This is a genomic window from Sphingomonas trueperi, from assembly GCF_040545665.1.
GTDB classification, from domain to species: domain Bacteria; phylum Pseudomonadota; class Alphaproteobacteria; order Sphingomonadales; family Sphingomonadaceae; genus Sphingomonas; species Sphingomonas trueperi_B.
Genome location: NZ_JBEPMH010000005.1, coordinates 197,125 through 223,572 on the forward strand (window position 1 = coordinate 197,125; position 26,448 = coordinate 223,572).

The following is a 26,448-nucleotide window of genomic DNA, read 5'->3' on the forward strand; positions in this document are numbered from 1 at the left end:
GCTATCTGTGGCATTCAAGTTTGGAGCGGCGTCAAACATCTCTCTGGAGTCGCCAGAGCGAATGTTTCTCGACTTTAGCGACCGCGTGTTCAAAGGGCTTTTGACCCATCAAGGCCACGTTCTCACCGAATATCAGCAAAAAGCGATGTCGTCCTCGAATGTCGCCATTAAGCTTCCTACAGGCAGTGGAAAGACCCTTGTCGGTACACTAATAGCAGAATGGCGACGCCGGAAAGAGCATGAGCGTGTTGTTTACGTCTGCCCGACGCACCAGCTGGCGCACCAAGTAGTTGAGGAAGCACGCGGAAAGTATGGCTTCGGCGAGTCTATTGCGGCTTTCGTAGGAAAAAAGTCGAGTTATAAGCCTGAAGACAAAGGCAGATTCCAGTCTGGGGACGTTATCGCCGTAACCACATACGGTGGACTGTTTAACGCTAAGACATTTTTTGACGAGCCGCATCTTCTTATTTTCGACGACGCTCATGCCGCCGAAAACTACATGACGCAGCATTGGTCCCTACAGATCGAGAGAGTGTCTCACAAAGCGCTTTTCGCCGTCTTAACGGAAATCCTCTCCCCGTGCCTATCTGCACTGGATGTTAAGACGCTTCGTGACGATGCCCAGACATCTGGTGATATGTCCTGGGTCGATATGGTCGCGACGCAGTTCATTCGATCCATCGAGCCGCAATTGATTGCAGCACTGGATGAGCATCTTGCTGGGGATGACCTGAGGTGGCGGTGGCAAGAGGTGAGGGGGCACCTCGCTGCGTGCCGGTTCTATATAAGTGCGGGGGAAATCCTTATCCGGCCGTTAGTGCCGCCGACAATGCGCTACTCCCCGTTTGCGAAGGCGAAGCAACGAATTTTCATGTCAGCCACGCTAGGCGAGGGTGGAGACTTGGAGCGGGTCACTGGCGTGCCTAAGATCACGCGCCTGAGCGTGAGTGAAGACTTCAACGCTCAAGGGGTCGGACGTCGCTTTTTCCTCATGCCTGGCAAGGCTCTGGCGGAGGAGGAGCAAAATGCACTACAGTGCGCCGCGATCGAGGAAGCCAAGAAAGCTGTTGTCTTGGTTCCCGACTTTCGACGCGCTGCTGTAGTTGAGGCGGAGATTGCGAGTACAATCCAGTACCCGGTTTTTAACGCTAAGCAGATTGAAGAGTCAAAGGCGCCCTTTGTAGAAGCGGAAGCTGCCGTCGCCGTACTAGCGAATAGGTACGACGGCATTGACTTTGCCGATGATCAGTGCCGTCTTCTGGTCATGCGCGACCTACCGTCTGCCTCAAATCTGCAGGAGAGATTTCTTCAATCGCGAATGAGTGCAGGGCTTCTTCTTGCAGACAGGATTAAGACTCGCTTCGTCCAGGCAGTTGGTCGATGCACCCGCTCCGCGACTGACTACTCCGCTGTAATTCTACTTGGCGAGAACTTACATACTTACATCAGCAAGAAGGAAACGAGAACGGCTCTTCATCCAGAGCTGCAGGCTGAGATCACTTTCGGCATGTCAGAGTCAGGCACAGCAGAGGAAATGCTCGACAACCTTCGGATCTTTTACGCTCGCGGCGAGGAGTGGAAGGCTGCCGACAACCAAATCCGACGATTGCGTGGTGAGGCAGTTCAGACAACCTTACCGGCGCTAGATCAGCTTCGCGAGGCGGCTTCTCAGGAGGTGGCGTTCCAATATGCCCTATGGGATAATAATCCAGAGGCAGCGTTAGAGGCCGCTAAGAAGATACTGACGATTCTGCAGGACGGGGGCCTTAAGGGGTATCGCGCGCTCTGGAATTACCTCGCTGGCGATGCAGCGAGCCAGGTGACTGCTTCAGGTCTCTCCGACCTTAGCAGCGCCGCGAGGGAGTATTACCGTATGGCCGCCAAGTCGGCCCCGTCGGTTCACTGGTTTCGCGACCTTTCAAACGATCGTGGCGCTCCTGCCGAGGAAGAGGCTCGACCAGGCAGCACCGCGGCTCCGCTGATTGAGCGATTAGAACAGCGCTTTGCCGAGCTGGGGACGAGGCACGATGAAAAATTCGTCAAGGTCGAAAAAGCGATCTTGGAGTCGATTGATCAGGACGAGCACAAGGCATTCGAAAGAGGCCAGAAGGAGCTTGGCTCTCTTCTTGGATTTGAGGCCGGCAACGAAGAAACGAATGCGGCTCCTGACGGTTGGTGGATCGCAGATGATACCTTTGCGATTGTCTTTGAGGACTACACTGAGGCGCAGCCAGACAGCACTCTCGGTGTTGTGAAAGCTAGGCAGGTCGCCAGCCATCCCATATGGCTTCGGAACAGATTTAAGTTCACGGATAAGACGCAGATACTACCGGTTTTGGTTAGTGGTATCAAGGGTGCAGATGACGATGCCGCGCTACATCTTGGAGATGTCGCATTCTGGAACTCGGAGGAATTCCGGGTTTGGGCGAAAAATGCCGTCAGCGTTATCCGGTCCTTACGAACTTCTTATCCTGGCCCAGGTGACCTTTTTTGGCGAGAGGACGCCATGGCTGCGTATGCTGCGAACGGCTTAGATCCCCTGTCTCTGCGTCAAAGGCTCACGCCATTGAAGTCGGCAACCACGTTTTAGAGGCCGAGCGGACTAGATGTCGCTACCTGAGCGCTGTTGCCGGCTCCATCGCGGCGGTGGCAGATGCTCGCGTGTGACGGCGGTAACAAACCACAACGTTGGCCTTATATCCGGTTCGGGGCGGCATCCCGTCGCCCCCTATCAGGAGTACGAGCACAATGGCATTCGCAGACCTGTGCACCTTGCTTCTGGTGTTGTTCGCCTTCGGAACCCTTCTTTTGAAGGTCATCGAGGTGGCACGCCAGAAGTAGCACACGGGCGGGGGGGTGGCGGCAACCGCCCCCCCAAACGATTGAGGCCCCGGGGCGGCAACCCCGGGGCCTCTTTATCTACCAAGTGTGTTTCCGCACTGGCATTCGCAGGATCGACAATAGGTTGAATCGGCTGCGAGTTCAATAACGCAGGTGACCCCCGGACCCGTGCATCATCGCCTCCCAGGAGTCGCTGGCCCTTACGCCTCGATAAACCAACGTCATCCGCGCCCACGGGTGGGGAATGCGGGTCCTCTGACGGTCATCTTGGCAGCGTCATAAGGACGCTGCAGCTCCACGATCTCCGCGTATGTGCCGGTCAGCCAGCGGTCGATATCCTGAGGCTCTAAGATCGTGATCATGGCTTTTGGGTGGATCGGCTTGACGAGCTCGTTCGCGTCACAGGTAACCATCGTGAAGCTCGGCCCGGCGGTGGTTCGCTGCCAGAAGCCCGCAACGGCGAAGGTCGGTTGATCCACGACGCTGAACCACATTTCTCCCTTCAGCGGCGGCTTGCCGTCCCCGAGATCGTGCTTGTCAGGGGTGAACTCGGCAAACTCGGTCAGCGGAATGATGCATCGGTTCTCAGGCTTCTCAGCTAGCCGGCGCCACTGCGGGAGCTTGAGGTTCCTCACGTTCGTCATCGGGTAGGGGGCTTGTCCGCCGAGGACGTCCCAGGTCATCACATCCCAAGCCCGCTTGCCGTCTTGTTCGCGGATCACATAGTTCCGCGACTTCGGTCGCAGCTCGACCGGGTTGAACCGGTTGTCTCGAGGCCGCTCCTCAAACAGCTCGGCCGCGGATCCAAACAGCGTTTCGGGTTCACCGCTATAGCGGGCTCTGTTGCACATCTGGGCAAGCTAGCATCCGGCGCCCCATCTGCAACGGCCCTCGGGTAGCGGCGGCATGTTGCACGTCCGTTCCGTCAATCCACAGCTCAGTGATTGTCCCTGCCTTGACCGATCGGGCGGCTTAATGGAACATAAAGAGAACGAGTAGAGTCTTAGAACACGATGTCCGTCGCCCTCGAGTCTTTCGCGCCGACCCTAGCGCAGCTCCGAACGATCGCCACGCCGGCGACCGACTACCGGGTGCTGCCGTTCGGGGTTGAGGAGATCGACAACCGGCTCGGGGCAGGGGGGCTGCGTGCCGGTGCGCTGCACGAGGCGTCGGCGCGGAGCGTCACGATGGTCGACGATGCCGCCACGACGCTCTTCCTCGCCGGCATCGCCGCACGCGAGGCGGCGGGAGCGGGTGGTCCGGTGCTGTGGGCGAGCTGCCGCAGCGACCTCTACGCGCCAGGCCTGGCCCAAGCCGGCCTGCCATCCTCTAGCGTGATCTTCGCGCAGCCTAAGGACGATGCCGCGCTTCTGGCCGTTATCGAGGACGCGGTGCGCGACGGCACCCCGTCTGTGGTCGTGGCCGAGGCAACCCGGGTGTCGATGGTCGCAACACGCCGCCTGCAGCTGGTTGCCGCCGAGGCGGATATGCCGGTGCTGCTGCTGCGCCGCCGGCGCGCGCGTGACCAGGATCCCTTGGACGAACCGTCGGCTGCATGGACGCGGTGGCGCATCGGTGCTGCGCCGTCCGAGCGGCTGAGCGTCGCTGGTGTGGGGCGGTCGCGCTGGTTGGTGGAGCTGGCGCGCCAGCGTGGTGGGGCCTCCTTCTCCCTGATTGTGGAGGGTAGCGATGAGACGGGTCGTCTCGCTGTTCCTGCCGAACTTGGCCATCGAGCGGCTGAGACGGTTGGAACGGCCCGCATCGCGGCCGCCTGAGCGGCCGCCGCTTCAGCTCCCCGTCGACGATGATCCCGGCGCTTGCTCGGTGCCGAGGGGCGGGGGTTGGCGACCTGGTGCTCGCTGGGCGCGGCAAGGTGCGGATCCCCGCGCCAACGTTGAAGCGCAGATCGCGGCGCTGCCCTCGCACGCCAAGCCGCCGATGCGCGAACTCGGCCGACGCTCGGAGCCCGCCAGCAACCCGTACAAGGCAATTCATGGCGTAAACACCGCAGAAGCATCGCGTTTTCATATTGAAACCACATCAGAAGCACCGCTGGCGCTGGTGGGCAAGGTCGGCCGCCGGGAGGAGGTCGTGGCCGCGTGTGTGGGCGCGCAGGCGCTGGGCATCCGCCCCGGCATGGCCGCTACGCATGCCCGCGCATTGGTTTCGGACCTGGACTTCCGGCCTGCGGATCCCGAGGCTGATGCAGCGCTTCTCGATCGCCTAGCGCTGCTGGCGGTGCGCCGCTGGTCACCCACGGCGGCGGCGACGCCGATCGACGGGATCTGGATCGACCTCACCGGCTGCGAACACCTGCATGGCGGTGAGGAGCGGTTCTGCCGGCGGCTCCGGCAGTTCTGCCGGCGAGCTGGCTTCACCGCGCGCGTCGCCGTCGCCGATACTCCCGGCGCCGCACATGCCCTCGCCCGCTACGGCAGAGAGGATCTGACCCGGGTTGAGCCTGGCAAGACGGCCGATGCGCTCGCACCGCTGCCGATAGCCGCTCTTCGCCTATCCGCGCCTGCACAAGCTGCAGCTCGCAAGTTCGGGTTCGAGCGCGTGGCCGATCTCCTGCCCGTCGCGCGCGGCCCGCTGGCTCGCCGCCTTGGTCTGCCAGCTATCGAGCGCCTCGATCAGGCGCTTGGCGCGGTAGCCGAACCCATCACGCCCCGGGAAGACGCTGAGGTGCCTTTCGTCGAGCGCCGGTTGCTGGAGCCGATCGGCACCGCCGAGGCGATTGAGCAGGTGATGGGCGATCTGCTGGGCGACCTGGCCCAAGTGCTGCAGGAGCGGGGGCTCGGCGCCCGCTCGCTCCGGTTGACGGGTCTGCGCGTCGACGGCGGCGAGCAGGTGGTGGCGATCGGCACATCGCGGCCGACGCGCGAGGTATCGCACCTTCTCCGCCTGCTGAAGCTGCGCATCGGTCGCATCGATCCCGGCATGGGCCTCGAGCAGTTCTGGCTTGTCGCTCCTCATACCGAGCCGCTCGATGCCGTTGACCTGGGCGCGGTGCTCGCCGGCGACACGATGGTCCGCGACCCCTCGCGCCTCGTCGACGTCATCGCCGGTAGGATCGGCCCCAGTGCGGTCTTCCGCATCGCTCCTGTCGAGAGCCATGTGCCGGAGCGCGCGGTCGCGCAGGTCGATGCTAATGAGCAACCGGGAGAGTGGCCGGGTTGGCAGCGCCCGATCCGGCTGTTCGCGCGACCCGAGCCCCTCTTCAACGTGCTGGCGCTGCTGCCCGATCAGCCTCCGCGCCGCTTCGAGTGGCGAGGCAAGCGCTACACGATCGTCGGCGGCGATGGGCCTGAGCGCGTTCACGGTGAGTGGTGGCGCCGCGATGCTGAGACCTGGGCGGTTCGCGACTATTACCGCGTCGAGGACGAGGAGGGCGGCCGCTACTGGGTATTCCGCCGCGGGGACGGCTTCCAAGACAACACCGGCGACCTCTCCTGGTGGATTCATGGTGTGTTCGGATGAGCCGCTATGTCGAGCTGCAGGTGCTCACCCATTTCTCGCTGCTGCGCGGTGCATCGAGCCCTGACGAACTGTTCGTCGCGGCGGCGCTGCTCGGCTACCCGGCGATCGGCATCAGCGATATCGGCACCGTTGCCGGCGTTGTGCGAGCATGGGAGGCGCAGAAGGCGACGGGTGTCCGCTCGATCGCGGGCACGCGCGTGGATCTCTCCTGCGGCCGCCGGCTGCTTCTCTATCCGACCGACCGCCCTGCCTGGTCCCGGATCACGCGACTGCTCACCGTCGGCAAGAAGCGGGCAGGGAAGGGGGGATGCCTACTCCACTGGCACGATCTCGAGCCTTGGTCTGAAGGCGTCGTCGCCATCCTGCTGCCCCACGAGGCGGACGAGGAGAACCTGGCCGCCCTCCGAGACCTGAAGAAGGTCTATGGGCGGCGCGGCTACATGGCACTGTTCCAACGCCGTCGCCCCGGGGACGCGGTGCGGATCGATGCGCTGGCGAGGCAAGCAGGAGGTGCCGGCGTGCGCGCGGTCGTGACCGGCGATGTGCTTTATCATGCACCCGACGCGCGGCTGCTGCAGGACGTGGTAACTGCTGTGCGAGAGAAATGCACCGTGGACGAGCTCGGCTATCGCCGCGAGGTGAACGCCGATCGCGCGCTGAAGTCGCCCGACGAGATGATCCGGCGCTTCCGCGCTTATCCCGATGCGCTGCAGGCGAGTGTCGACATCGCCAGTGCCTGCACCTTCGACCTGGGCGAGCTGGCCTACCAATACCCACATGAGCGGCTGATCGACGGCCTGACCGCCCAAGAAGCGCTTACGCAGCTGGCCACAGAGGCGGTCGGCCAGATGTTCGACGGCGACGTGCCGGCTGCCTACACCAACCAGATCGCGCACGAGCTCAAGCTGATCGAGGAGCTGGGCTATGCGCCGTACTTTCTCACCGTCTACGCGATCGTGCGCGAGGCGCGCCGGCGTGGGATCCTCTGCCAGGGTCGGGGCTCGGCCGCCAACTCCTGCGTGTGCTTCGTGCTCGGCGTCACCTCGATCGATCCGATCAAGCACGAGCTGCTGTTCGAGCGCTTCGTCTCCGGCGAGCGGCGCGAGCCGCCGGATATCGACGTCGACTTCGAGCATGAGCGTCGTGAGGAGATCATCCAGTGGATCTACGAGACCTATGGTCGTGATCGCTCGGCGCTGACCGCTGTCGTCACCCGCTACCGCGCGCGCGGTGCCGTGCGTGACGTCGGCAAGGCGCTCGGCTTGCCCGAGGATCTGACCTCCTCGCTTGCGGGCCTGGTCTGGGGCTGGTCGGCCGAGGGGGTAGGGGACAAGCAGGTCGAGGAGCTCAACCTCGATATCGGCGATCGCCGGCTACGGCTGACGCTCGAGCTTGCCCGCAAGCTGATCGGGGTTCCGCGGCACATGAGCCAGCACCCGGGAGGCTTCGTCCTGACGCATGATCGCCTCGACGATCTGGTGCCCATCGAACCGGCGGCAATGGACGATCGCCAGATCATTGAGTGGGACAAAGACGACATTGATGCATTAAAATTTATGAAGGTAGACATCCTCGGATTGGGCATGCTCGGCTGCATGAACCGGGCCTTCAACCTGCTCGAGGCCGAAAAGGGCGTGCACGTCGAGATGAAGGATCTGCAGGAGGATGATCCTGCAGTGTTCGGCATGATCCAGAAGGCCGACACCCTCGGTACGTTCCAGATCGAGTCCCGCGCGCAGATGTCGATGCTCCCGCGGATGAAGCCGCAGCGCTTCTATGATCTGGTCATTCAGGTGGCGATCGTTCGGCCAGGTCCGATCCAGGGCGACATGGTGCATCCCTATCTGCGCCGGCGGGAGGGGCTGGAGAAGCCCGAGTACCCTCGGCCCGAGCTGCGCGCGGTGCTCGAGAAGACGCTGGGCGTGCCGCTGTTCCAGGAACAGGCGATGCGCGTGGCGATCGTCGGGGCCGGCTTCACCGCGGCCGAGGCGGATCAGCTGCGCCGCGCGATGGCGACGTTCAAGTTCACGGGCGGCGTGTCCCACTTCAGCGAGAAGCTGATCGAGGGGATGGTCGAGCGGGGCTACCCGCGCGAGTTTGCCGAGCGCACCTTCCGCCAGCTCGAGGGCTTTGGCTCCTACGGCTTTCCCGAGAGCCACGCCGCGTCCTTCGCGAAGATCTCCTACGCCTCGTGCTGGATGAAGCACCATCACCCTGACGTGTTCTGCGCGGCGCTGATGAACGCGCAGCCCATGGGCTTCTACGCGCCGGCGCAGATCGTCCGCGATGCGCGCGAGCATGGCGTTGAGGTTCGGCCACCCTGCATCAATGCGAGCCGCTGGGACTGCACGCTCGAGAAGGGCGACCGCTACCTGGCCGTGCGTCTTGGGCTGCGGCAGATTCGCGGGCTGTCCAACGCCGACGGCGCCAAGATCGTGGCGGCGCGGGGCACCGCGCCCTTCACCAGTGTCGAGGAGGTGTGGCGGCGGTCGGGGGTCCCGCGCGCGTCGATCGAGAAGCTGGCCGACGGCGACGCCTTCCACAGCTTCGGCGCCGATCGGAGGCAAGGACTCTGGAAGGTGAGGGGGCTTGGCGAAGCGCCGCTGCCGCTCTTCGCTGCCGCCGATCGCGCCGCTGAGCGCTTCAGCGCGGAAGGGATGGAGCCGGAGGTGGCGTTGCGGCCGCTGACCGACGGGCGCGAGGTGATCGAGGATTATCGCTCGCTGCAGCTGTCTCTTCGTGCACATCCGCTCTCCTTCGTTCGAGACGATTTGCGGCGGCGGGGCGTTGCCAAATGCGCCGATCTGGCGAACATCCGCGACGGCCGACACGTCGAGGTCGCCGGCATTGTCCTGGTCCGCCAGAAGCCGGGTTCGGCGAAGGGGGTCTTGTTCATTACGATCGAGGACGAGACCGGGATCGCTAATGGGATCCTCTGGCCCGACCGTTTCGAGGCGCAGCGCCGCACCATCATGTCAGCGTCGATGGTGGGCCTGAAGGGGCGGGTGCAGAAGGAAGGCGAGGTCATCCACGTCATCTGCGACCGCATCATCGACCACGGCGATCTGCTGCACAGGGTGGGGGAAATGTCGTTCCCGCACAAGACTGGCCGCGGTGACGGGGCGCGGCACGCAGGCTCCCCGGACCGCGGCGACGAGGCCTGGAAGCCCGAGGCGCGCAACCAATATTGGCCGCCGCACGCCGACGGCATGGACCCGGAAGACGTCGTGCGGTTCAAGTCGCATGACTTCCATTGATCGATGGCGAAGCTGGCCAGGCATCAGCGCGTCGTAATCGCGCTCTCAGTGCATATTCTGAGAAGTGGGGTCACCAGGTGCGCGCAATCCCGCGTCGATCTGCCCGAGATCCGCTTGGCGCTGCGCTGCCTGCTGCCGCATTGCCCAGAGAAGTGGCCACTGACCTGCTACTGGGATGCCGCTGGCCAGGAGAATGAGATTGGGCGGTCCCAAGGGGTGACTGCCGCGTTCAACGGCATTGTGCGGCAGCTGCGGCGCGCCGGCTGCTACGAGGAGGTGACGCCGCATGATCTTCGATAGAGCGCGACATGCCGGCTAAGGTCGAAGGCTCGTACAAGACCCTCGGCGAGTGGGCCATTGAGCGCGCGGATATGCGGATCGTCTGCGAATGCGGACGCACGATCAACGTGCCCGCCGACAAGATCCTCTCGCGGTTCGGCAGGGACAGCAGCGTCCAGCAAGCCGTGATCCGCTTGCGGTGCAGCACATGCCGGCGCCGCGGCATGCCACCATTTCTCCCATTCCGGTGTTGAAGCGCTAGGAAGGGTTGGCACGATGCCGGAGACGAAGCCCACAACGACCGACGATATCCGCAACTCGCTTGCGCACCTTCTAGCCGGCGCGGCGGGTGAAGATGAAGCGCACTGGCTGAAGCTGATTGGACCGGTGACCGCTCTTCCGATCATCGATGCTCCCAGGTCTAATTGGCGGATCGAGCCCAAGGGTAAGCCTGGGGAAGTGGAGGCGATTGAGAAAGCCGCAGAGGTGGTGCGCTTGGCCTACCCGTATGTGCCGTCTCCTCGCGCGGGAGGCGCCGCTCGCTGATGCCGCGGAAATGCGCCGAGCGAGCCTCAGCTCTGCTCGGCGCGCTGCGTACCACTCGTCGGGTTAGCGCTTCAGATACTCGCGAACGTCATCGGCACGATCGCCTACGGCGTTCACTGCCTCGACCAGCTTCTCCTTCGAAACACCGAAGGACTCCATCCAGTCTCGGACCTCATACTCCTCGCTCAGCGAAATCCGCTGGCGATCCTGACCACCAACCTGCGTCTTATCGTCTGCCATGTCTTCACCTTCTGGAGCGATGCCAAGCTGTTGTGATTATTCGGCTGAAGGGCCTTCCGGCTCATCGGCCCGCTTCCGCGTTTGGAGGTATGCACCCCCGGCGAGGGCCAGCACACCTGCCGCGCCTGCAATCAGGCCGCGGTTCCTCCTGAGAAATCCTTTGGCGGTCCGTTTGGACTTCGCTTTCGCGGAGCGGGCTTTCTTATTGGGCTTTGCTGTCATGCGGGCTTGAACCTACGTGCCGCTTACAAGTTGCTTGAACCATCCGTTGCAGGGCTCGCCCGAGCGTGGCTCTCCTCGGCAATGGCTTCCGTGGTGGAGAATATCATTGGCTGCGTCCCCGACCCCCGATTTCACGGTATCTGACGCCGACAAGCTCTCGATTGCCGGACATGTCGTTCCTGGGATCATGGAAAGCTTCCGAGCCATGTCTTCCGAAGGCGTCGTCACCGCTGATGACGTCATTGACGTCTTGTCGCTCTGCATCGCTACTATGCTCGAGAACGACACGCACATCACCACGCCCAAGCATACGCGCGACGCGATGAAGACCGTGGAGACGTTCGTTACGCGCTGGGCGCGCCGGCTGCGCGACGATCGCACGACAGCAGATGCTCCAAGCTTCCTAGCGAGATCGACTGAGCGATACCGTGCCGAGCTGGCAGAGATCGAGGCACAAGCGGGAGGGCAAAGCTGAGCCAGCGCGGTGAACGCGTCGCCTACTCCGCTGAGCCATCCTCCGAGGGAGTTTCGACATAGCGGCTGAGGACGGAGTTTCGCGCTGCCATCTTCTCCCACATCTCTGCGCTCTCGCTGTGCTTTCGCCGCACATTGATCAACGGCGTCGCTTCTGCGGCTTCACGGTGCTCGCGGGCTCTTTCGAGACAATAGGTCGGACTCTCGCTCATACCGCTCCTCATTTGGGCGTCTAGAACGTGAGGAAGAGCCGATCGTTGCGAATAGAAGCGCTAACCTTCATCTATTACAAGCGAAACGGAGCCCAATAACCTATGCAAAAAAATGGCGCTCCACCACGGAGCGCCTACGAAGTTTGGGTCGTGCGGCGTGAATACCATCTCGGTTCCGATGATCAACGGCTTGCGACAATTAATTACAAATTTTCAGAGCGTGACGCCTACAAATACCATGAAAAAGGCAAGGATACCGGTTGCTATCTTGCCAACCCCGAGCGTCCTTGCAGCTACTCCGCGCCTTTGCCTGTTCCAGGTCTTGTCCCGCGCTGTTCGAAGGGCGAGCACGCCATCCACACAGAGGACCGATCCGACGATGAAAAGAGCGGTACTGCAGGCTTTGACGAAACCCGTGATGCCGTGGCCGGTCATCAGAAAGAAGGCGATCAGTGCAATGGTGAGGAGTGCATAGAGCATCATGCCGACGTCCAGGACGCTGTAGATCCGGTAGAGCCGCGGGCGCCCGACAGGACTGCGCGCGATCACGATCGGCCGCTTGCAGGAGAGGCAGCCTCGAACCTTATGCCGCTTCAGGTTCTGGAACAGGATGTTCTTGCAATATGGGCAGTGCGCTGCCTGGATTTGCATAGGAGCGTTCATGCGCCAGCCCTTCCGACATAGTAGACCTCGATCACGGAGAGGCCGCGTCGGACACCTTCGATCGTGACCTCCTCGGCGTCGTCGCATTGTGAGAGAGCTTCTCCGGTCAGGCGCCAACGCATGCCGCCATTGTCGCAGAGCATGCGGCCGCGCGGCGTCCTGGTCATTTTGCCGGAGAGCCGCATCGGGGGATCAGACGCCATCGTCAATCTCCGTCGCCGGGGTGGTTGCCACTCGGAAGCATTCGGGCATGCAGTGGAGCATCGGATGCCCTCGGTAGAAGAACTGCTCGCCGTCCATGAGAACCGGCTCGTGCGCGAGCCGCCGGCACGGCTTGTTCGCAGCATTCCGCCAAGCACATGGCGCGGCCATTGGCTGCCGAGTCTTGGCCTCCAGCTCGACCATCTCACGTGTCGTGGCATCCGAAAGAGATCAGCCTGCAGCTCCATCGCGCACCTCTCAGAAAGGCAAGGGGAGGCTGCCCAGCTGGCATCCTCGCCCTTCCTCTCCCCCTCTTCTCACTGCTGCCCTGGTGTCGCGCTGGCGCCAGCAGGCGCCGGTGCTGGCGCTGCGGCGGCCGCCGGCGGCGCAAGCCGCACCTTCGCGTCGGTGGTGAGCTTCCGGTAAGCCTCTCGCAGCGCGAGCGAGGTGATCTTGTGGTGTAGGTGCTCGTACAGCTGCCACCGAGCGCGCCGACGCCGGCACTGAGAAGGACCCAGCTTGCAATGATCGACAGGTCCTTCTTGCAGACCTGGCTGCTGGCGATCGCGCCATGGATGCCCGTCGACATTTCCACGAGCGCCAGAGTCACCAGCGTGTCGAGCTTTTGGCCCTCCAAGCCTAAGCCGGTGCCGTCTTCGCCGTCGCCGTCCGAGTAGAGGACCGTCGCGGTGAGCAGATAATCGGCTGCGGGCAGCGTGTAGCTCTAGGCCGCGCCGGCGGTGGTTGCCCCTGAGGCTCATTGTCCTCAAAACCAGTCTTTCGAGCACACTCGTCCTCGAGGCTCGTCTATCGAGCACCTTCGTCCACGTGGCTCGTCTATCGAGCACGTTTGCCCGCGAGGCTCGTCTATCGAGCACGTTTGCCCGCGAGGCTCGTCTATCGAGCACGTTTGCCCGCGAGGCTCGTGTATCGAGCACGTTTGCCCGCGAGGCTCGTCTATCGAGCACGTTTGCCCGCGAGGCTCGTCTATCGAGCACGTTTGTCCTCGAGGCTCGTCTATCGAGCACGTTTGTCCTCGAGGCTCGTCTATCGAGCACGTTTGCCCGCGAGGCTCGTCTATCGAGCACGTTTGCCCGCGAGGCTCGTCTATCAAGCACGTTTGCCTGCGAGGCTCGTCTATCAAGCACGTTTGCCTGCGAGGCTCGTCTATCGAGCACGTTCGCCCGCGAGACTGGTCTATCGAGCACATCATCCTCAGGCGCTGGTTAACCACCTCAACGGCCGTGAGTTGCTCTTCGTCCTCCCGCTGCAGAGGGGTGGGGGGCTTCGGTGTCAGCCTTCGGCGAGGCAGCTCGTAAACTCGACGGGGTGGCGGCATCTGGCAAATCTTGCCGCGTGGGCGAACGCGTTCAACGGCCCACCAGATGACAGGATAAACTCATATCTGAGCAACTTCAGCACCAAAAGCCGCCGGTGTTACCGCACCGGCGGCCCTTTGAAGCATTGCAATCGCAATCACAGCCCCGGCGTTACAGCGCCGAAACAGCTCGATTCGATACCATGCTCTAAGATGAAACGGAACCCGCTCCACGTCCGATCCGCCACAGACTGATTGCATGGGGAAGCGGCGTGAGACCGGCGCCATCGATAGCAGTGTTTGCCTAAACACAAGATTTTGGGGAGCCTAGGTTTTCTAAACCTATTAACCTAAATGCAACTGTATCAGGGATGCAAGTAGGTATTTGCTACACTCACGAATGAAAAGGGTAGTGTCGATGCGCCACCACGAGTCGCCCACGACCACCAAACGCCAGCTTCTGAACAAAGGGCTGCAAAATTGAACGGCCAATAAGCTAGCAGTCGTGCCACGAGCGCATTCATTCTATGACGCTCAGCGGTGATCATGAACTCAAACATACGAAGGTCCGCGATGAACGACGGGGGAGCGGGGTCTCCACCATAATGCTTATGAATTGTCATGCGAAGAGAAGCTGATCGGGGATTCGACGCAACGAGGGATGCGACATGCCTCACGAGACTGAAGTAGGTTAGGGGGTGGTGGCACCCAAAGTCAGAAGGCATCACTGGGGAGCCAAGTGCTATGGCGACCATTCGTTCTTCCATTTTGAGGGCGAGTGGGTCAGCCTCTGATGTAGCAGAGTTGCGGCGATTATGGCCACAGACATGACACTCATGGTCGATGCTCTTGTGCGGCACGGCAGGCGTTTCGCACTGCGAGCAGTGATCGCTTAGGATGGTGGCGTGCTTTGGGCAACTGGTGACAAAGCTCAATCGCCAGTTCCGCCGGTAGTAGGGGGTGGAGTCATTTTCGAGGCACTGTGGGCACCATTGCGCCCCGAATCCTCTCCTCGTTCGATGGTAGATCCCTAACGGAAGGAGGCCTCGCGTGACGCCATTCGCCCGAACGTTCGGGAAAACGGAACCGGTAAAAGCTTGAAGGGAAGTATTCCAGCCTGCGTCAAAGTTCGTACCAGACAGGCTGCTCAGGCCGCTAACGAATGACTGATCCGCGAGGGTGTCTAGATCGCGGTTCCAAAGTTGCTTTCCAGGCCAAAGCAGGTGGCAGAAAGAGTGTAGCTTGACAGAATTTCCAAGTGCAATCCGATGAAGCCAGGATGATAGCACCTCATCCGGCCATGGCTTCGGGCGCCACGGAAGCAGGGGATAGGGATCAAAGGAGGCCAAGAACGCGCTCGGCTTCGCGTCGACGCTGGCTTGGTGGAATCCATGATAGCTCTGCCAGAAGGTCGGCGTCGATCTTCTCCTTTCCTGTTAGGATGGCTCGATGAGCCGCAGCCGAAACAAGGTGTCCAATCTCTCCTATGGTTCCCTCGGACAAGCTAATAATCAACTGCATATTGGCTCGATCAGCCAATTGTGAGGCGTTATGAAGAGGGAGAGTGGACTCCATAGTTGCTAGAAGTCTCCGCGATAGATCGTTGTATCCCCACTTTGGAAGTGCCCAGTGCTCGAACCGGTTGGCAAGTTGTTCGTCATACTGCAGAGCGCGAACGGATATCTCAATCCCACAGCAAACTAAACTGATCGAATTTTCGTTGGAAATAAACCGGAGGACGTTCAAAAATGACCGTTGCTGTTCAAACCGACCGGCAAATATGTTGTGTATTTCGTCGATAACTATCATCTTTGTTTTGACTACAGACAAAATCTTCATGGTCAGCGCTTGCAACGTGCCCAGTGAAGCGGTTGATCGAACGGGACAATCGAGTTTCCTCAGAATGGAGAGGTAAAATTGTCTTTGATCGGGGACTGGTGGCATTTGCACATATAGAACTTCCACCAGTGTGGCTTCCGCGGCCGGATCTTTATTTATCGGCTGGGCGGCTACGAATTTGCTTACTAGCATGGTCTTACCATTGTTTGTTGCCCCAGCAATCAGCATACTTCGCGGGCGATGCGAGTGAGGCTGTGCAAGAATTTCACTTAACCGGTCACGTATGCGAGTCGCCAGATCATATTGGATGAACGGCATTTGACAAAGTGAGGCAATGCGCACTTCATTGCTACTGGACAGCAGCTTAGATGCTGCGCGGGATAGTTTACGCTGAGTCACTGCTAATCTTCAATGTCAAAAATATTTAGGTCATTGAAGTCATCGGTGATTATGGTGTCGTCTTGATCGATTGGCGTCGTTTGAACTGGTGGTGCAATGCGCGAGTTTCGATTTCGCCGTTCCTTGGCCATGCGAGCGCGTTTGGCGACAGACGTTTTTTTAGTAGATTCTTGGCTATGCTTCTGTAACTCTTCAATAGCAAGAAAGATCTGGGCCTCGTCAAAGTCGTTTGTACCTTTGACCTTCATGATTTTGCGAGCTTCATGAAGGTCCCACAGCGAGATGCATGGAGTTGTCAGGCTACGAGTGCGTATGGGATGGTACTTCCCATCATCCGGAGACAGAAGCCAAATACGAGATATATCGCGCGGATCGCGTCTCACAATAAAGGGTTCTTTGTAATCCCTGCCAATGTAAGGCTTGAGAATGTCGTCCATATAATTAATTCGGTCCCAAGCAATGCCGGACCTTGTTACCCGCCGTCTAGCGAGAGGCAAGAAATCTAGTAACAACCTGCCCGGGTCATCGACGGGGATTGGAAGGCCGCAGCCTGATGATCCATCATCGCCAAAAATTCCGGTCATCCATTTTCGGAACGGTGACATCCCGATGCCCGAATGCTCCCGTCGGTGGTATTCCTGAGAAAAGAATCTTGTAAAATGCTCTTCCAGTTCCCCTAACGTGAGGGCTGCGGTTTTATGTGGTTGCCGCTCACCTCGGTCTTTGATGGAGCGACCGGTAGCGCCTGGAAGCGTCCGCAGCGACTCCATCGCAGTGCGAAAGGCGCGCTCAACTATGCCCCCGTAATGTGGGCGACCAGGCGGGCGATAATTGATCTTCATGCCCCATAGGGCGCACCCGCGTTCGACTGCTTCCGAATGGAAATCGGCGCCATTATCGACATAGATTTCATCGGGGCGGCCGTGCATCGGCCATTCAAACTCGAAACTGAACCGCTTGGCCCAGTCCTCTTTTGGTAACACTGCATGAACTAAGCAGAGGCCCACTGATGTGGCGGATGGCGCGTCTAGGCTTAAATGGAAACCCAATATTGACCTAGAAAACTCGTCGATTGCTATCGTGAGCCAGGGCCGCTGTAGTGGCATCCGTTGGGCTTCGTCGACTACTACTATATCGGCCCGAGTATGATCTATCTGAACACGCGCGAGTGGTCGCGAAGTGTCCGGTGTTTGGCCGTTCAAGGCTTTCAATCTCGACCTCGCTGCCTTGGTACCTTCTCGGCCCGCAACGATTTCGATCGCGGGTATCGATCTGATCCGTCGCCTTATCGTGGACGCGGCAGGTAGGGGAATGCCCGCGTTGGCGCAACGGCGACGTATCTCGTTTGTAGTCTGCGTGTACGTCGGCCTCATTTTACTCAGATGATATCTATGTAAGACTTCGGAAACTATGGACTCTGCTTCCATTGAAAGGAAGCGGTGGCCTCTGGAGCGTGAACTTTCGCGTGGCAATAGGTCCACTAATCTGCCCGAGCACCTGTATCGTTTTAAGAGATAGCGCACCGTGCGTGCGCTTCGCCCAATCCGTTTCCCGGCAGCCGCGACTTCCGCCTCGCTGGAAGAGTGCAAAAGCGCATCAAAGATTGGCTGTCGACTTAACGCGAGCTCCACCTCCTTTTGAGTTAGCTCTCTGCCGTCCAGCGGAACGTCGGTCTGCTGCGCCTCGGACATTCCTGCCCTTCCTGAGAAACGAGCCATTGGAAGAATCGGCCTTCTCTGCTGGATTCATATCATGGTCGGGGCCGGCTTCGAAGCTTTGTTCATCGCCCAACTGCGGATTCTGCAGAGCAACGTGATCCGCCCTGCAATCCAAGGCGCTCCAACAAAGGGCGGGGTTCGCCCGCTGCTGCAATCCAAGGTGAGAAATTTACAGCGGGCTCAAGGTCAAGCCGGGGGAGGTGAGCCTCGCCCATCTCGGCGTGCTGTTCCTAGACGAGCTGCCGGAGTTCCAGCGCGCCGTGCTCGATTCGCTCCGCCAGCCCCTGGAAGCAGGGGTGGTAAGCGTCGCCCGGGCCAATGCGCACGTGACCTTCCCGGCGCGGGTGCAGCTGATCGCGGCGATGAACCCGTGCCGCTGCGGGCATCTCGGCGACCCGGCGCTCGCCTGCGCGCGGGCGCCGCGCTGCGCGGCGGACTATCAGGCCAAGGTCTCCGGCCCGCTGCTCGACCGCATCGACCTGCATGTCGAGGTCCAGCCGGTCACCGCCGCCGACCTCGTCCTGCCGCCGCCCGCGGAAGGATCGGCCGAGGTCGCGGCGCGGGTGGCGGCGGCGCGCTCGATCCAGACGGTGCGTTATGCCGGCACCTCTACGCGCACCAATGCCGAGGCGGACGGCGAGCCGCTGATGGCGGTCGCCACGCCCGACGATGCGGGCCGCAAGCTGCTCGCCCAGGCGGCCGAGGCGATGCGGCTTTCGGCGCGCGGCTACACAAGGGTGCTGCGGGTGGCGCGGACGATCGCCGATCTGGCGGGAGCAGAAGGGGTAGGGCGCATCCATGTGGCGGAGGCGCTCAGCTACCGCCGCCAGGCACCGCGGAGCTGAGGCCTCGCGCCGGCCAGATCGGTTCCCCCCATCACTGGCAGAATCCTCGGGACGTGGACGTCTGCGCGGCGGGAGACGGCGAAGACGAGTGGCATCAAGCGGCGCGTTCGATGTCCGCGGAGGATCGGCGCAGGCGCAGTCGAACGCCCAGCGCACCGAACGCTACGAGCAGCAGCGCCCAGCTGCCCGGTTCAGGAACTGGCGAAATCGGTTGGGCGGTAGGCCGGGAGGGCGGCGTATCGATGCTTGGCGTATATGGGGTGGTCGGGTTGCCGGGACCCGCGACCCCACCGGGGCCCTCGCCTGGTCCGTCATGGGGGGCACTGTCACCATTGCCACCGTTGCCCGGCGCGGCGCTGCCCCCACCGCTGCCCGTGCCACCGCCACCGCCGCCGATGCCGCCACCGCCCCCGCCGCCGTGAAATCCGCCGCCGCCGCCGCCGCCCGCGGCCGCGGGGGGTAGGGCGTCGGCTGCGGCCGCTAGCGCTTGCGCCCCGGTGCTGGGGACCGCCGGATCATCGTACGTTGGCGACGCGAGCATGGTCGAGGGGCCTTCTGGCGGAAGCAGCGCAGCGGCCGGGAGCGGCGGCGCGGCTTCCGCGACGGCGTCGCGAGGCTCCGAAGCTGCAGGCAGGCGGCGCGATTTGGTGCTGGTCGCGCCTGGAGCCCTCGCGCCGGGTGACCGCTTCCCGAGAAGGTCCATCGCGGATAGTGCCTTGGTCGCCCCGTTCGCAGCGGCCATGGCGCCGCCCAACGATCCCGTGACGCTGCCCGAGACCGTTCCAGCGAGGATGATCGGCAGCGCAGACATGCGCGCCAGCTTGCGCAGCCGCGAGGCCGGCCGCCCGACCGCCCCCTTTTGTTGAACAGATGACGGCACCATCGAGGTGCCGGTGCTGGACTTGGACGATCTGACGTGCATGCACTGTGATCCGGCTAGGTAATGGTTCGCACCAACATGATGTGACCTCAGCCTGCGTACGAAGAATCTATGGGTAGGTGAAGGCGTTGTTCATCTATGGCTTGGGTGGAATGTATCGCGTCGGGACTGTCGAGGATAAATACATAGGCTGAAAGCGGGGAGGTGTTTATCGAAACGGTGAAGATGTATAGTTAACGAATATTACTTGCGCGCGTTCGTGCGGGTCGGATGCAACTGGCGAACCACCTCCGCGTTCACCACGCTATGGAACAGCCCCGAAACGAAGCGCCGGAGGGCGAAGAGCCCAATCTTCCCCCCGACGAGGAGGAGGATGTCCAGGAACGCGAGGCCGCGTCCTCGCGCGTCATCCACGAGGTCATCCGCCGGCAGGGCGACGAGGAGCTCGACCGGCCGGCGAGTTCGCTGTTCTTCTCCGGCGTGGTCGCGGGCGTGGCGATGGCAGCCTCGGTGCTCGGGCGCGGGCTGATCGAGAGCCATCTGCCGGACACCGAATGGCGGCTGCCGGTGTCGAGCATCGGCTATTGCCTGGGCTTCGTGATCGTCGTGCTCGGGCGGCTGCAGCTGTTCACCGAGAGCACGCTCTCCGCAGTGATCCCCATCGCGGCGAACCCGACCGTTCGCAACTTCGTGCGGCTCGGTCGGCTCTGGGGCCTGGTGCTGGCGGCCAATCTCGTCGGCACGCTGCTGATCGCCTGGCTCGCGACCGAGGGCTGGGTGGGCACGCAAGCGAGCACCAAGGCGATGCTCGACACCTCGCGCAGCCTGCTCGAACTCACCGGCTGGGATGCGGTGCGCGCGGCGGTCCCGGCGGGGTTCCTGATGGCCGGGATCGCCTGGTCGCTGCCGGGCGCGCGGCGGCAGGAATTCTTCGTGCTGGTGTTCTGCACCTATTTCATCTCGCTCGGCGAATTCGCCCATGTCGTGGCGGGTGCGGTCGAGGCGTGGATGCTGTGGCTGGCGGGCGAGGCGAGCCTCGGCTGGGTGCTGGGCGGCTTCCTGGCGCCGGCGCTGCTCGGCAACATCCTCGGCGGATCGGTGCTGTTCGCGCTGCTGGCGCATGCCCAGGTCCGCGAGGAGACGTGATCGGGCAGAACGTCGCGCTACCTTTCCGGTTGCAGGGCGCGAGCCGCGCGCTATAGGCTCGGTGGCCATCACGCGGGCGTGGCGGAATGGTAGACGCAACGGATTCAAAATCCGTCGTTGGCAACAACATGTCGGTTCGAGTCCGACCGCCCGTACCACTCTCCCTGCGCAAAAACCGCCCAATGCGGGCTCTGCCCTGCGAACCGCCGCGCCGAGGCTTGCGCCGCGCGTGCGTTGCACGTGCGCCGATGGGCTTTGATTTGACGCCGCCTTCCATTTGTCTGACTAGTGGGCCGCGCAGACCGGCCTCGATTATGGGCGGCTGCACGCGGAGAGGCCGGAAATGATAGAAGACGCACGATTTTTCGACAGCACCGACGCGCCACGACGGGGCAGGGGCACGTCCACGGTCACGCGCCGCCTGTTCCTGGGTGGCGTGGCAGCCGTTTCCGCGATGCCGGCGATGGCGCGCACCACCGGGACGATCGTCAACCCGGTCGTGCGGCAGCGGGCCGATGCGCAGGTCGTCCGCCACACCGACGGCTGGTATTACCTGACCGGGTCGGTGCCCGAATATGACCGGCTCGTGCTGCGTCGCTCCAAGACGCTGGCGGGCCTCGCCACCGCACCCGAGCGCGTGCTGTGGCGGCACGCGGCGAGCGGGCCGATGTCCGGCTTCCTCTGGGCGCCCGAACTGCATCGGATCGACGGCAAATGGGTGATGTACTTCGCCGCCGGTCCCAGCGGCGGCGGTGAGGACGTGTTCCGCATCCGCACCTACGCCGTGGTGTGCGACGGACCCGATCCGATGACCGGCACCTGGTCGGTGCTCGGCCAGCTCCAGACGCCGTGGGACAGCTTCAACCTCGATTCGACCAGCTTCGTCCACAAGGGCCGCCGCTATCTCGCCTGGGCCCAGCGCGAGCCGGGCATCGACACCAACTCGAACCTGTATCTGGCGCCGCTCGCCTCGCCGCTGACCTTTGCCGCCAAGCCGGTGCGGCTCTCGGTGCCGACGCTCGACTGGGAGGTGCAGGGATTCAAGGTCAACGAGGCGCCCGCCGTGCTGATCCGCAACGGCAAGCTGTTCATGACCTATTCGGCGAGCGCGACCGATGCCCGCTACTGCCTGGGCATGCTGACCGCCCGCGCCGATGCGGACCTGATGGACGCGGCCAGCTGGACCAAGTCGCCGGTGCCCGTGTTCCAGACCTCCGCCGCGCACAAGATCTACGGCCCGGGGCACAACAGCTTCACCGTCGACGAGCGCGGCCGCGACGTGCTGGTCTATCACGCGCGCGACTATGCCGAGATCCAGGGCGATCCGCTGTTCGATCCCAATCGCCACACCCGCATGCAATATTTCGGCTACCGTGCCGACGGGGCGCCGGACTTCGGCGCACCGGTCGCGAATGGCCCGTTGCGGCGGCCTTGAAGCGCGCCGCGTCGCTTGCACTGGCCCTGCTCGCGGCGGCGGGCGGGGCGGCGGCCAGTGCGCCGCGACCGGCGCCGCTGGTGCTGGAGGGCGCGATCGCGGGGGTGCATGATCCCGCGATCCTCAAGGACGGCGACACCTATTATCTGTTCGCTACCGGCCATCTCGGCAGCGCACACGGCCTGCTGCCGCTGCGCACCTCCACCGACCTGCGCCACTGGAAGCTGCGCGGGCCGAGCGTTGCACAGCTGCCGGACTGGGTGCGCACCGCCGTTCCGGGGGCGACGGGGATCTGGGCGCCGGACATCTCGAAAGCCGGCGGCGAATATCGGCTCTATTACGCCGTCTCCACCTTCGGGAAGAACCGCTCCGCCATCGGTCTCGCCACCGCGACGCGGATCGATCCGGCGGCGCCGGCGGCGCACTGGGTCGATCGCGGGCCGGTCGTGCAATCGGGGCCCGGCGACGATTTCAACGCGATCGATCCCATGCCCTTCAGCGACGCCCAGGGGCGCACCTGGCTGGTGTTCGGCAGCTTCTGGTCGGGGATCAAGCTGATCCGTATCGACCCGGCGACCGGGCGGCGACTGGCGGGCGACGCACCCCCGCGCGCGCTGGCGGCGCGTCTCGCACCGGGCGCAGTGGAGGCACCTTATGTGATCCGCCACGGCGCGCGCTATTATCTGTTCGTGTCCTTCGACTTCTGCTGCCGCGGCGCCGCGAGCAGCTATCACACCGTGGTCGGCCGGTCCTCGGCGCCCGACGGGCCCTATGTCGATCGCGCGGGGCGGCCGATGCTTGCGGGCGGGGGCACGGTCGTGCTTGCCAACGGACGAGGTACCCGCTTCGTCGGGCGCGGCGGCGCCTCGATCCTGCAGCGACACGACGGCGATTTCATCGTCTACCATGCCTATGACACGGCGCACGGCGGCACCCCGACGCTGCAAATCCAGCGGTTGGGCTGGACGCCGGACGGGTGGCCGGTCGCGCGATAGATCAGCGCGGTGGGGCGAGCGGCGCGACCACGCCGGCGGGCCCGGCGACATCCGGCGTGTCCCCTCGCCAGCGTACGCGCTGGATGAGCGGCGAGCGCCTGGCGGTGCAGCCCATCCCCGCCGCCGGATTGGCGTGGTAGACGATCCACGTCTCGCCGCCCGGCGTCGTGAAGAAGCCGTTGTGCCCGGGTGCGAAGATGCGCTGCGCCGGGTTGGTGGCGAGGATCGGCTCGGGCGTCTTGGTCCAGGCCGCGGCGTCGAGCGGATCGCTGCCGGCGGAGGCACGCAGCAGCCCGATCGCATAGCCGTCGGACCAGCAGGCGCTCCCCGAATAGGTGAGGTACAGCGCGCCCCGCGGGCCCCGCAGGAACTCCGGCCCTTCGACGATCTGGCGACCGCCCTGCCGCTCCCAGGCGCGGTCGGGGCGCGCGATCGTCGTCTCGGTGCCGGTCAGCGTCCAGGGATTGGCCATCGCCACGATCCGCAGCGCGCTGTCGGGCCCGTCATAGGCGGAATAGACGAAATAGCGGCGGCCCCGATAGGCGAAGGTCGTGCCGTCGATCCCGGCAAGCTGCGTCTTTAGCCGACCGCGGTCGACCCAACTGCCCCGCGTGGGATCGCGACCGGCATTCTCCAGCACGAAGATGCCGCGATGGGCATCGTCGTCATGTCCCGCTGCGGCGGCGGTGTAATAGAGGTACCAGCGGCCGCCGATCCGGTGGAGTTCGGGCGCCCAGATCGATTGCGCGTTCGGCCCGGTGGCCGGCGGCGTCCACACCGTCACTTCGGGCGCGTCGGCGAGGCGGGTGAGATCGCGGGTCTTGCGGATCGCCAGCCGGTTCCCCTGCGTGTTCATATAGTAATAGGTTCGCCCGTCGCGCACGATCCACGGGTCCGGACCGGAGTCCAGCAGCGGATTGCGGACCTGCCGCGCCTCCTGCGCCGCGAGGGGCGCGGCGAGGACAAGAAAGACGAGCGGGAGTAGTGCGCGGGGCTGGATCATCTTGCGCTCCTGGGCGGAGCGGCTGCACGGCCGCGTGGGCGGTGCAGCCGTGCCGGTTAGCGGGCGGCCGGCACCACGCCCTTGGGCGCGGCGGACAGGCGCCGGATGAGGTCGACTTCGGCCTGGCGATAGGGCTTGCCGTCGCCATGAAAGACCTCGTGGAACCAGATCGTCGGCTCCTCATAGGTATAGGGCTTCTTCCAGCTGTCCCAGGGCAGCCGGGTCTGCGACTTGCCGTCGACGAAGCCCCAGTTGAACATGCCGATGTTGAGCCGCTTGCCGATCGGCAGCGTGCCGTCGAAGGTCGATCCGTTGCCGCGCGCCATATATTCGGTGCACAGCACCGGGCGGCCATAGCCGAGCATCTGGTTGGCGCGGCGCTCGAAGGTCTCGGGCCAGCTGTAATCGTGAAAGCTCAGCACGTCGGACTGGGCGATCTGGATCTTCTCGACCGCGTCGAGCGTGCCCTGGTCGTCCCAGTGATCGCCGATCCACACGCCCGAGGTGAGCGGCTGGATCGGGTTCGCCGCCCGCGCGGCGGCGAACATGCGGGGCAGCAGCAGCGCGACATATTTGTTCTTGTCCGGCGTCGGCGTGTAGTTGCCGCCGCCGCCATTGTTGGGCTCATTCCAGACGTCCCAGCCGAGCACGCGCTCGTCCTTGGCGAAGGTGGTGACGATGTCCTTCACATAGGCTTCGAGCTTGCCGTACTGCGACGCGTCCTTGAGCCGCGCCGCGCCGGGCGACTGGGCCGAGCCCGAATTGTGGACGCCGGGGATCGGCGGGCGCTGCGGCCCGGCATGGGGATCGGGATCCCAGCAGCTGTCGAAGAAGATCCACAGCGTCTTGATGTGGTGCCTGGCCGCGATCGTCATGAATTCGTCCATACGGCGCTTGAGCCCCGGCGCGTCGGTTTCCCAGAGCAGGTGGTGCAGGTTCACCCGCATCACGTTCATGCCGATCTTCTCGGCCCAGCCGAGTTCGAGATCGATGCGCTTGGGATCCCAGGTTTCGGCCTGGAACATCTCGAGCTGGTTGATCGCGGTCGCGGGCGTGAAGTTGGCCCCCACCATCCAGGGCTGCTGGGCATACCAGCTATTGGCCTGCGCCTTGGTCCACTGGTCGCGCGCCTCGGCCGAGGGCAGGGTGGCGGCGATCGCTAGCGCGGCGCCGGCGAGAAGAAAGCTGCGGCGGATCATCATATGGTCTGCTCCCCTTTTCTGGTTCAGCGCTTCTTCGGCGCCGCGGCCTGGCCGGTGGTCAGGCGATAGGTCATCACGTTGCGATAGGTTTGGCCGGGATCGAGCCGGGCGTTCGGAAAGCCCTTCTGGTTGGGTGCGTCCGGGAAGATCTGCGGCTCCATCACGATCGCATCGCCCTCGCGGTAGATGCGCTTGGACTTCCCATGGGTGGTGCCGTCGAGGAAATTGCCCGAGTAGAATTGCAGCCCCGGCTGGTTCGACCAGAGCTCGAAGCCGCGGCCCGAGGCGGGATCATAGACCTTCGCCATCAGATGCTGGTCGCGCGTCACCTCGCGGCCGATCACCCAGTTGTGATCATAGCCGCGCCCGAACACGATCTGCTGGTCGCGCGCGTCGCGGACGCGGTCGCCGACTGCCTGGGGCGTGCGGAAGTCGAACACCGTGCCGGCGACGCTCTTGAACGCACCCGTGGGGATCGCGCCGGCGTCGGTCGGCAGATAGGTCTGCGCCGGGATGGTGACGCGGTGGCCCATCGCGCCGCCCGTCGCGCCCTCGCCGGAGAGGTTCCAATAGGCGTGGTTGGTGATGTTGGCGATCGTCGGCGCGTCGGTGGTCGCGGTGTAGGTGATCGTCAGGTTGTTCTGCTCGTCCAGCGCATAGGTGGCGTCGACGGTAATCGTCCCCGGATAGCCCTGGTCGCCGTCACGGCTGACAGCGCGCAGCGTGACGGAGGCGGTGAGGCCGTCCTTCACCGAGACGACCTCCCACAACAGCTTGTCGAACCCGACAGTCCCGCCGTGCAGCGCGTTCTTGCCGTCGTTGACCGGGGTCTGGAAACTGCGGCCGTCGATCCGGAAGCGCCCCTCGGCGAGGCGATTGGCGAAACGGCCGACGGTGGCGCCGAAATACTGCCCCTTGGCGAGATAGTCGGCCATGTTGTCATAGCCGAGGATCACATCGGCCTTGCGACCGGCGCGATCGGGCATCACCAGCGACTGGAGCATCGCGCCGTATGCGACCACGGTTGCCGAGACGCCGCGTCCGTTGCTGAGCGTGACCGAGGCGACGGCGCGCCCGTCCGCCATCTTGCCGAAGGTACCGCGCCTGGCGGTCGCCGCATCGGCCTGGCTCGACAGCGCGACCATCGCGGCGAGGCCGCAGATCGCCATTGCACCCTTCATCATCCTTCTCCTCCCAAGCTCTGTTTTCTTGATCCTCGCAGCGCACAGGGCACGCAGCAAAAATATGATAAA

21 protein-coding genes, 1 tRNA gene and 3 pseudogenes are annotated in these 26,448 nt (G+C 63.3%); 13 read left to right on the top strand and 12 right to left on the bottom strand.

Going from position 1 to position 26,448, the window contains the following annotated elements; genetic code table 11:
- Window positions 1–7: 7 nt before the first annotated feature.
- Entirely contained in the window at window positions 8–2,590 is a 2,583-nt protein-coding gene (locus ABIC65_RS16705; protein ID WP_354310228.1) for a DEAD/DEAH box helicase, read from the top strand.
- A 472-nt stretch (window positions 2,591–3,062) separates the two neighbouring features.
- Here the strand turns inward: ABIC65_RS16705 and ABIC65_RS16710 are convergent, their stop codons facing one another.
- On the bottom strand, window positions 3,063–3,692 hold the full coding sequence (locus ABIC65_RS16710) for an SOS response-associated peptidase family protein (RefSeq protein ID WP_354310229.1): 630 nt from the start codon (window positions 3,690–3,692) through the stop codon (window positions 3,063–3,065).
- Between the two features lie 162 nt (window positions 3,693–3,854).
- On the opposite strand from ABIC65_RS16710, the gene ABIC65_RS16715 reads away from it, so the two are divergent.
- The 5 genes from ABIC65_RS16715 to ABIC65_RS16735 all read left to right on the top strand — a co-directional run bounded on the left by ABIC65_RS16715 (window position 3,855) and on the right by ABIC65_RS16735 (window position 10,403).
- Complete coding sequence (locus tag ABIC65_RS16715; protein ID WP_354310230.1) at window positions 3,855–4,616, top strand: ImuA family protein; 762 nt, start codon at window positions 3,855–3,857, stop codon at window positions 4,614–4,616.
- Window positions 4,531–6,321, top strand: a complete 1,791-nt coding sequence (locus ABIC65_RS16720; RefSeq protein WP_354310231.1) for a DNA polymerase Y family protein — start codon at window positions 4,531–4,533, stop codon at window positions 6,319–6,321. Before ABIC65_RS16715 ends, ABIC65_RS16720 begins: the two co-directional genes overlap by 86 nt.
- Window positions 6,318–9,578, top strand: a complete 3,261-nt coding sequence (locus ABIC65_RS16725; RefSeq protein ID WP_354310232.1) for an error-prone DNA polymerase — start codon at window positions 6,318–6,320, stop codon at window positions 9,576–9,578. Before ABIC65_RS16720 ends, ABIC65_RS16725 begins: the two co-directional genes overlap by 4 nt.
- Window positions 9,579–9,581: 3 nt before the next feature.
- Window positions 9,582–9,878, top strand: a complete 297-nt coding sequence (locus ABIC65_RS16730) for a hypothetical protein (RefSeq protein WP_264610173.1) — start codon at window positions 9,582–9,584, stop codon at window positions 9,876–9,878.
- Between the two features lie 255 nt (window positions 9,879–10,133).
- Complete coding sequence (locus tag ABIC65_RS16735; protein WP_354310233.1) at window positions 10,134–10,403, top strand: hypothetical protein; 270 nt, start codon at window positions 10,134–10,136, stop codon at window positions 10,401–10,403.
- 63 nt (window positions 10,404–10,466) lie between these two features.
- Here ABIC65_RS16735 and ABIC65_RS16740 read toward each other — a convergent pair whose 3' ends face one another.
- Entirely contained in the window at window positions 10,467–10,643 is a 177-nt protein-coding gene (locus tag ABIC65_RS16740) for a DUF3606 domain-containing protein (protein WP_084253398.1), read from the bottom strand.
- 328 nt (window positions 10,644–10,971) lie between these two features.
- Here ABIC65_RS16740 and ABIC65_RS16745 point away from each other — a divergent pair, with 328 nt between their 5' ends.
- Entirely contained in the window at window positions 10,972–11,340 is a 369-nt protein-coding gene (locus ABIC65_RS16745; RefSeq protein WP_354310234.1) for a hypothetical protein, read from the top strand.
- A 424-nt stretch (window positions 11,341–11,764) separates the two neighbouring features.
- On the opposite strand, the gene ABIC65_RS16750 is transcribed toward ABIC65_RS16745, so the two are convergent.
- The 6 genes and pseudogenes from ABIC65_RS16750 to ABIC65_RS16775 form a co-directional block, all read right to left on the bottom strand.
- Complete coding sequence (locus tag ABIC65_RS16750) at window positions 11,765–12,214, bottom strand: hypothetical protein (RefSeq protein ID WP_354310235.1); 450 nt, start codon at window positions 12,212–12,214, stop codon at window positions 11,765–11,767.
- Window positions 12,211–12,417, bottom strand: coding sequence for a DUF5818 domain-containing protein (locus ABIC65_RS16755; protein WP_121079681.1), 207 nt, complete (start codon window positions 12,415–12,417; stop codon window positions 12,211–12,213). Before ABIC65_RS16755 ends, ABIC65_RS16750 begins: the two co-directional genes overlap by 4 nt.
- 1,681 nt (window positions 12,418–14,098) lie before the next feature.
- Window positions 14,099–15,082, bottom strand: a complete 984-nt coding sequence (locus ABIC65_RS16760) for a TniQ family protein (protein ID WP_354310236.1) — start codon at window positions 15,080–15,082, stop codon at window positions 14,099–14,101.
- The gene (locus ABIC65_RS16765) at window positions 15,069–15,971 is read right to left on the bottom strand and encodes a TniB family NTP-binding protein (RefSeq protein ID WP_354310237.1); all 903 of its coding nucleotides are present in this window, start codon (window positions 15,969–15,971) and stop codon (window positions 15,069–15,071) included. The genes ABIC65_RS16760 and ABIC65_RS16765 overlap by 14 nt, the downstream gene beginning before the upstream one ends.
- Window positions 15,972–15,973: 2 nt before the next feature.
- Window positions 15,974–16,900 (bottom strand): Mu transposase C-terminal domain-containing protein, encoded by a 927-nt coding sequence (locus ABIC65_RS16770; RefSeq protein ID WP_354310405.1) that lies wholly within the window; start codon window positions 16,898–16,900, stop codon window positions 15,974–15,976.
- A 294-nt stretch (window positions 16,901–17,194) separates the two neighbouring features.
- A pseudogene (locus tag ABIC65_RS16775) lies at window positions 17,195–17,689 on the bottom strand (DNA-binding domain-containing protein); the annotation flags it as partial.
- A 176-nt stretch (window positions 17,690–17,865) separates the two neighbouring features.
- On the opposite strand from ABIC65_RS16775, the pseudogene ABIC65_RS16780 reads away from it, so the two are divergent.
- Window positions 17,866–18,534: pseudogene (locus tag ABIC65_RS16780) on the top strand (ATP-binding protein); the annotation flags it as partial.
- Between the two features lie 94 nt (window positions 18,535–18,628).
- Here ABIC65_RS16780 and ABIC65_RS16785 read toward each other — a convergent pair.
- Complete coding sequence (locus tag ABIC65_RS16785) at window positions 18,629–18,778, bottom strand: PEP-CTERM sorting domain-containing protein (protein ID WP_354310406.1); 150 nt, start codon at window positions 18,776–18,778, stop codon at window positions 18,629–18,631.
- A 69-nt stretch (window positions 18,779–18,847) separates the two neighbouring features.
- Between ABIC65_RS16785 and ABIC65_RS16790 the strand changes: the two genes are divergently transcribed.
- From ABIC65_RS16790 to ABIC65_RS16810, 5 genes and pseudogenes are all read left to right on the top strand, one after another.
- Window positions 18,848–18,997, top strand: coding sequence for a hypothetical protein (locus tag ABIC65_RS16790; RefSeq protein ID WP_354310422.1), 150 nt, complete (start codon window positions 18,848–18,850; stop codon window positions 18,995–18,997).
- A 723-nt stretch (window positions 18,998–19,720) separates the two neighbouring features.
- Complete coding sequence (locus ABIC65_RS16795) at window positions 19,721–20,560, top strand: formate/nitrite transporter family protein (protein ID WP_354310238.1); 840 nt, start codon at window positions 19,721–19,723, stop codon at window positions 20,558–20,560.
- 72 nt (window positions 20,561–20,632) lie between these two features.
- A tRNA-Leu gene (locus ABIC65_RS16800) sits at window positions 20,633–20,718 on the top strand.
- A gap of 296 nt (window positions 20,719–21,014) precedes the next feature.
- Window positions 21,015–21,983, top strand: a pseudogene (locus tag ABIC65_RS16805) (glycoside hydrolase family 43 protein); the annotation flags it as partial.
- Window positions 21,984–21,991: 8 nt separating this feature from the next.
- Window positions 21,992–22,990: an arabinan endo-1,5-alpha-L-arabinosidase gene (locus ABIC65_RS16810; RefSeq protein ID WP_354310239.1), complete on the top strand. Its 999-nt coding sequence runs from the start codon at window positions 21,992–21,994 to the stop codon at window positions 22,988–22,990.
- Between the two features lies 1 nt (window position 22,991).
- Here ABIC65_RS16810 and ABIC65_RS16815 read toward each other — a convergent pair whose 3' ends face one another.
- From ABIC65_RS16815 to ABIC65_RS16825, 3 genes are read right to left on the bottom strand one after another with little or no spacing between them, the layout of a single operon-like run.
- A complete protein-coding gene (locus tag ABIC65_RS16815; protein WP_354310240.1) occupies window positions 22,992–23,993 on the bottom strand; it encodes a glycoside hydrolase family 43 protein in 1,002 nt (333 codons plus the stop codon).
- Between the two features lie 56 nt (window positions 23,994–24,049).
- The gene (locus ABIC65_RS16820) at window positions 24,050–25,192 is read right to left on the bottom strand and encodes a cellulase family glycosylhydrolase (protein ID WP_354310408.1); all 1,143 of its coding nucleotides are present in this window, start codon (window positions 25,190–25,192) and stop codon (window positions 24,050–24,052) included.
- 26 nt (window positions 25,193–25,218) lie between these two features.
- The gene (locus tag ABIC65_RS16825) at window positions 25,219–26,379 is read right to left on the bottom strand and encodes an aldose epimerase family protein (protein ID WP_354310241.1); all 1,161 of its coding nucleotides are present in this window, start codon (window positions 26,377–26,379) and stop codon (window positions 25,219–25,221) included.
- Window positions 26,380–26,448: the final 69 nt, after the last annotated feature.

What these genes read in the sequence shown, in the direction of transcription:
- ABIC65_RS16715 (WP_354310230.1), top strand. Translation starts at nt 3,855, where the DNA reads ATGTCCGTCGCCCTCGAGTCTTTCGCGCCGACCCTAGCGCAGCTCCGA.
- ABIC65_RS16725 (WP_354310232.1), top strand. Translation starts at nt 6,318, where the DNA reads ATGAGCCGCTATGTCGAGCTGCAGGTGCTCACCCATTTCTCGCTGCTG.
- ABIC65_RS16755 (WP_121079681.1), bottom strand. Translation starts at nt 12,417, where the DNA reads ATGGCGTCTGATCCCCCGATGCGGCTCTCCGGCAAAATGACCAGGACG.
- ABIC65_RS16720 (WP_354310231.1), top strand. Translation starts at nt 4,531, where the DNA reads ATGAGACGGGTCGTCTCGCTGTTCCTGCCGAACTTGGCCATCGAGCGG.
- ABIC65_RS16795 (WP_354310238.1), top strand. Translation starts at nt 19,721, where the DNA reads ATGGAACAGCCCCGAAACGAAGCGCCGGAGGGCGAAGAGCCCAATCTT.
- ABIC65_RS16735 (WP_354310233.1), top strand. Translation starts at nt 10,134, where the DNA reads ATGCCGGAGACGAAGCCCACAACGACCGACGATATCCGCAACTCGCTT.
- ABIC65_RS16815 (WP_354310240.1), bottom strand. Translation starts at nt 23,993, where the DNA reads ATGATCCAGCCCCGCGCACTACTCCCGCTCGTCTTTCTTGTCCTCGCC.
- ABIC65_RS16820 (WP_354310408.1), bottom strand. Translation starts at nt 25,192, where the DNA reads ATGATCCGCCGCAGCTTTCTTCTCGCCGGCGCCGCGCTAGCGATCGCC.
- ABIC65_RS16730 (WP_264610173.1), top strand. Translation starts at nt 9,582, where the DNA reads ATGGCGAAGCTGGCCAGGCATCAGCGCGTCGTAATCGCGCTCTCAGTG.
- ABIC65_RS16770 (WP_354310405.1), bottom strand. Translation starts at nt 16,900, where the DNA reads ATGCACGGCCGCCCCGATGAAATCTATGTCGATAATGGCGCCGATTTC.
- ABIC65_RS16740 (WP_084253398.1), bottom strand. Translation starts at nt 10,643, where the DNA reads ATGGCAGACGATAAGACGCAGGTTGGTGGTCAGGATCGCCAGCGGATT.
- ABIC65_RS16750 (WP_354310235.1), bottom strand. Translation starts at nt 12,214, where the DNA reads ATGAACGCTCCTATGCAAATCCAGGCAGCGCACTGCCCATATTGCAAG.
- ABIC65_RS16710 (WP_354310229.1), bottom strand. Translation starts at nt 3,692, where the DNA reads ATGTGCAACAGAGCCCGCTATAGCGGTGAACCCGAAACGCTGTTTGGA.
- ABIC65_RS16790 (WP_354310422.1), top strand. Translation starts at nt 18,848, where the DNA reads ATGGGGGGCACTGTCACCATTGCCACCGTTGCCCGGCGCGGCGCTGCC.
- ABIC65_RS16825 (WP_354310241.1), bottom strand. Translation starts at nt 26,379, where the DNA reads ATGATGAAGGGTGCAATGGCGATCTGCGGCCTCGCCGCGATGGTCGCG.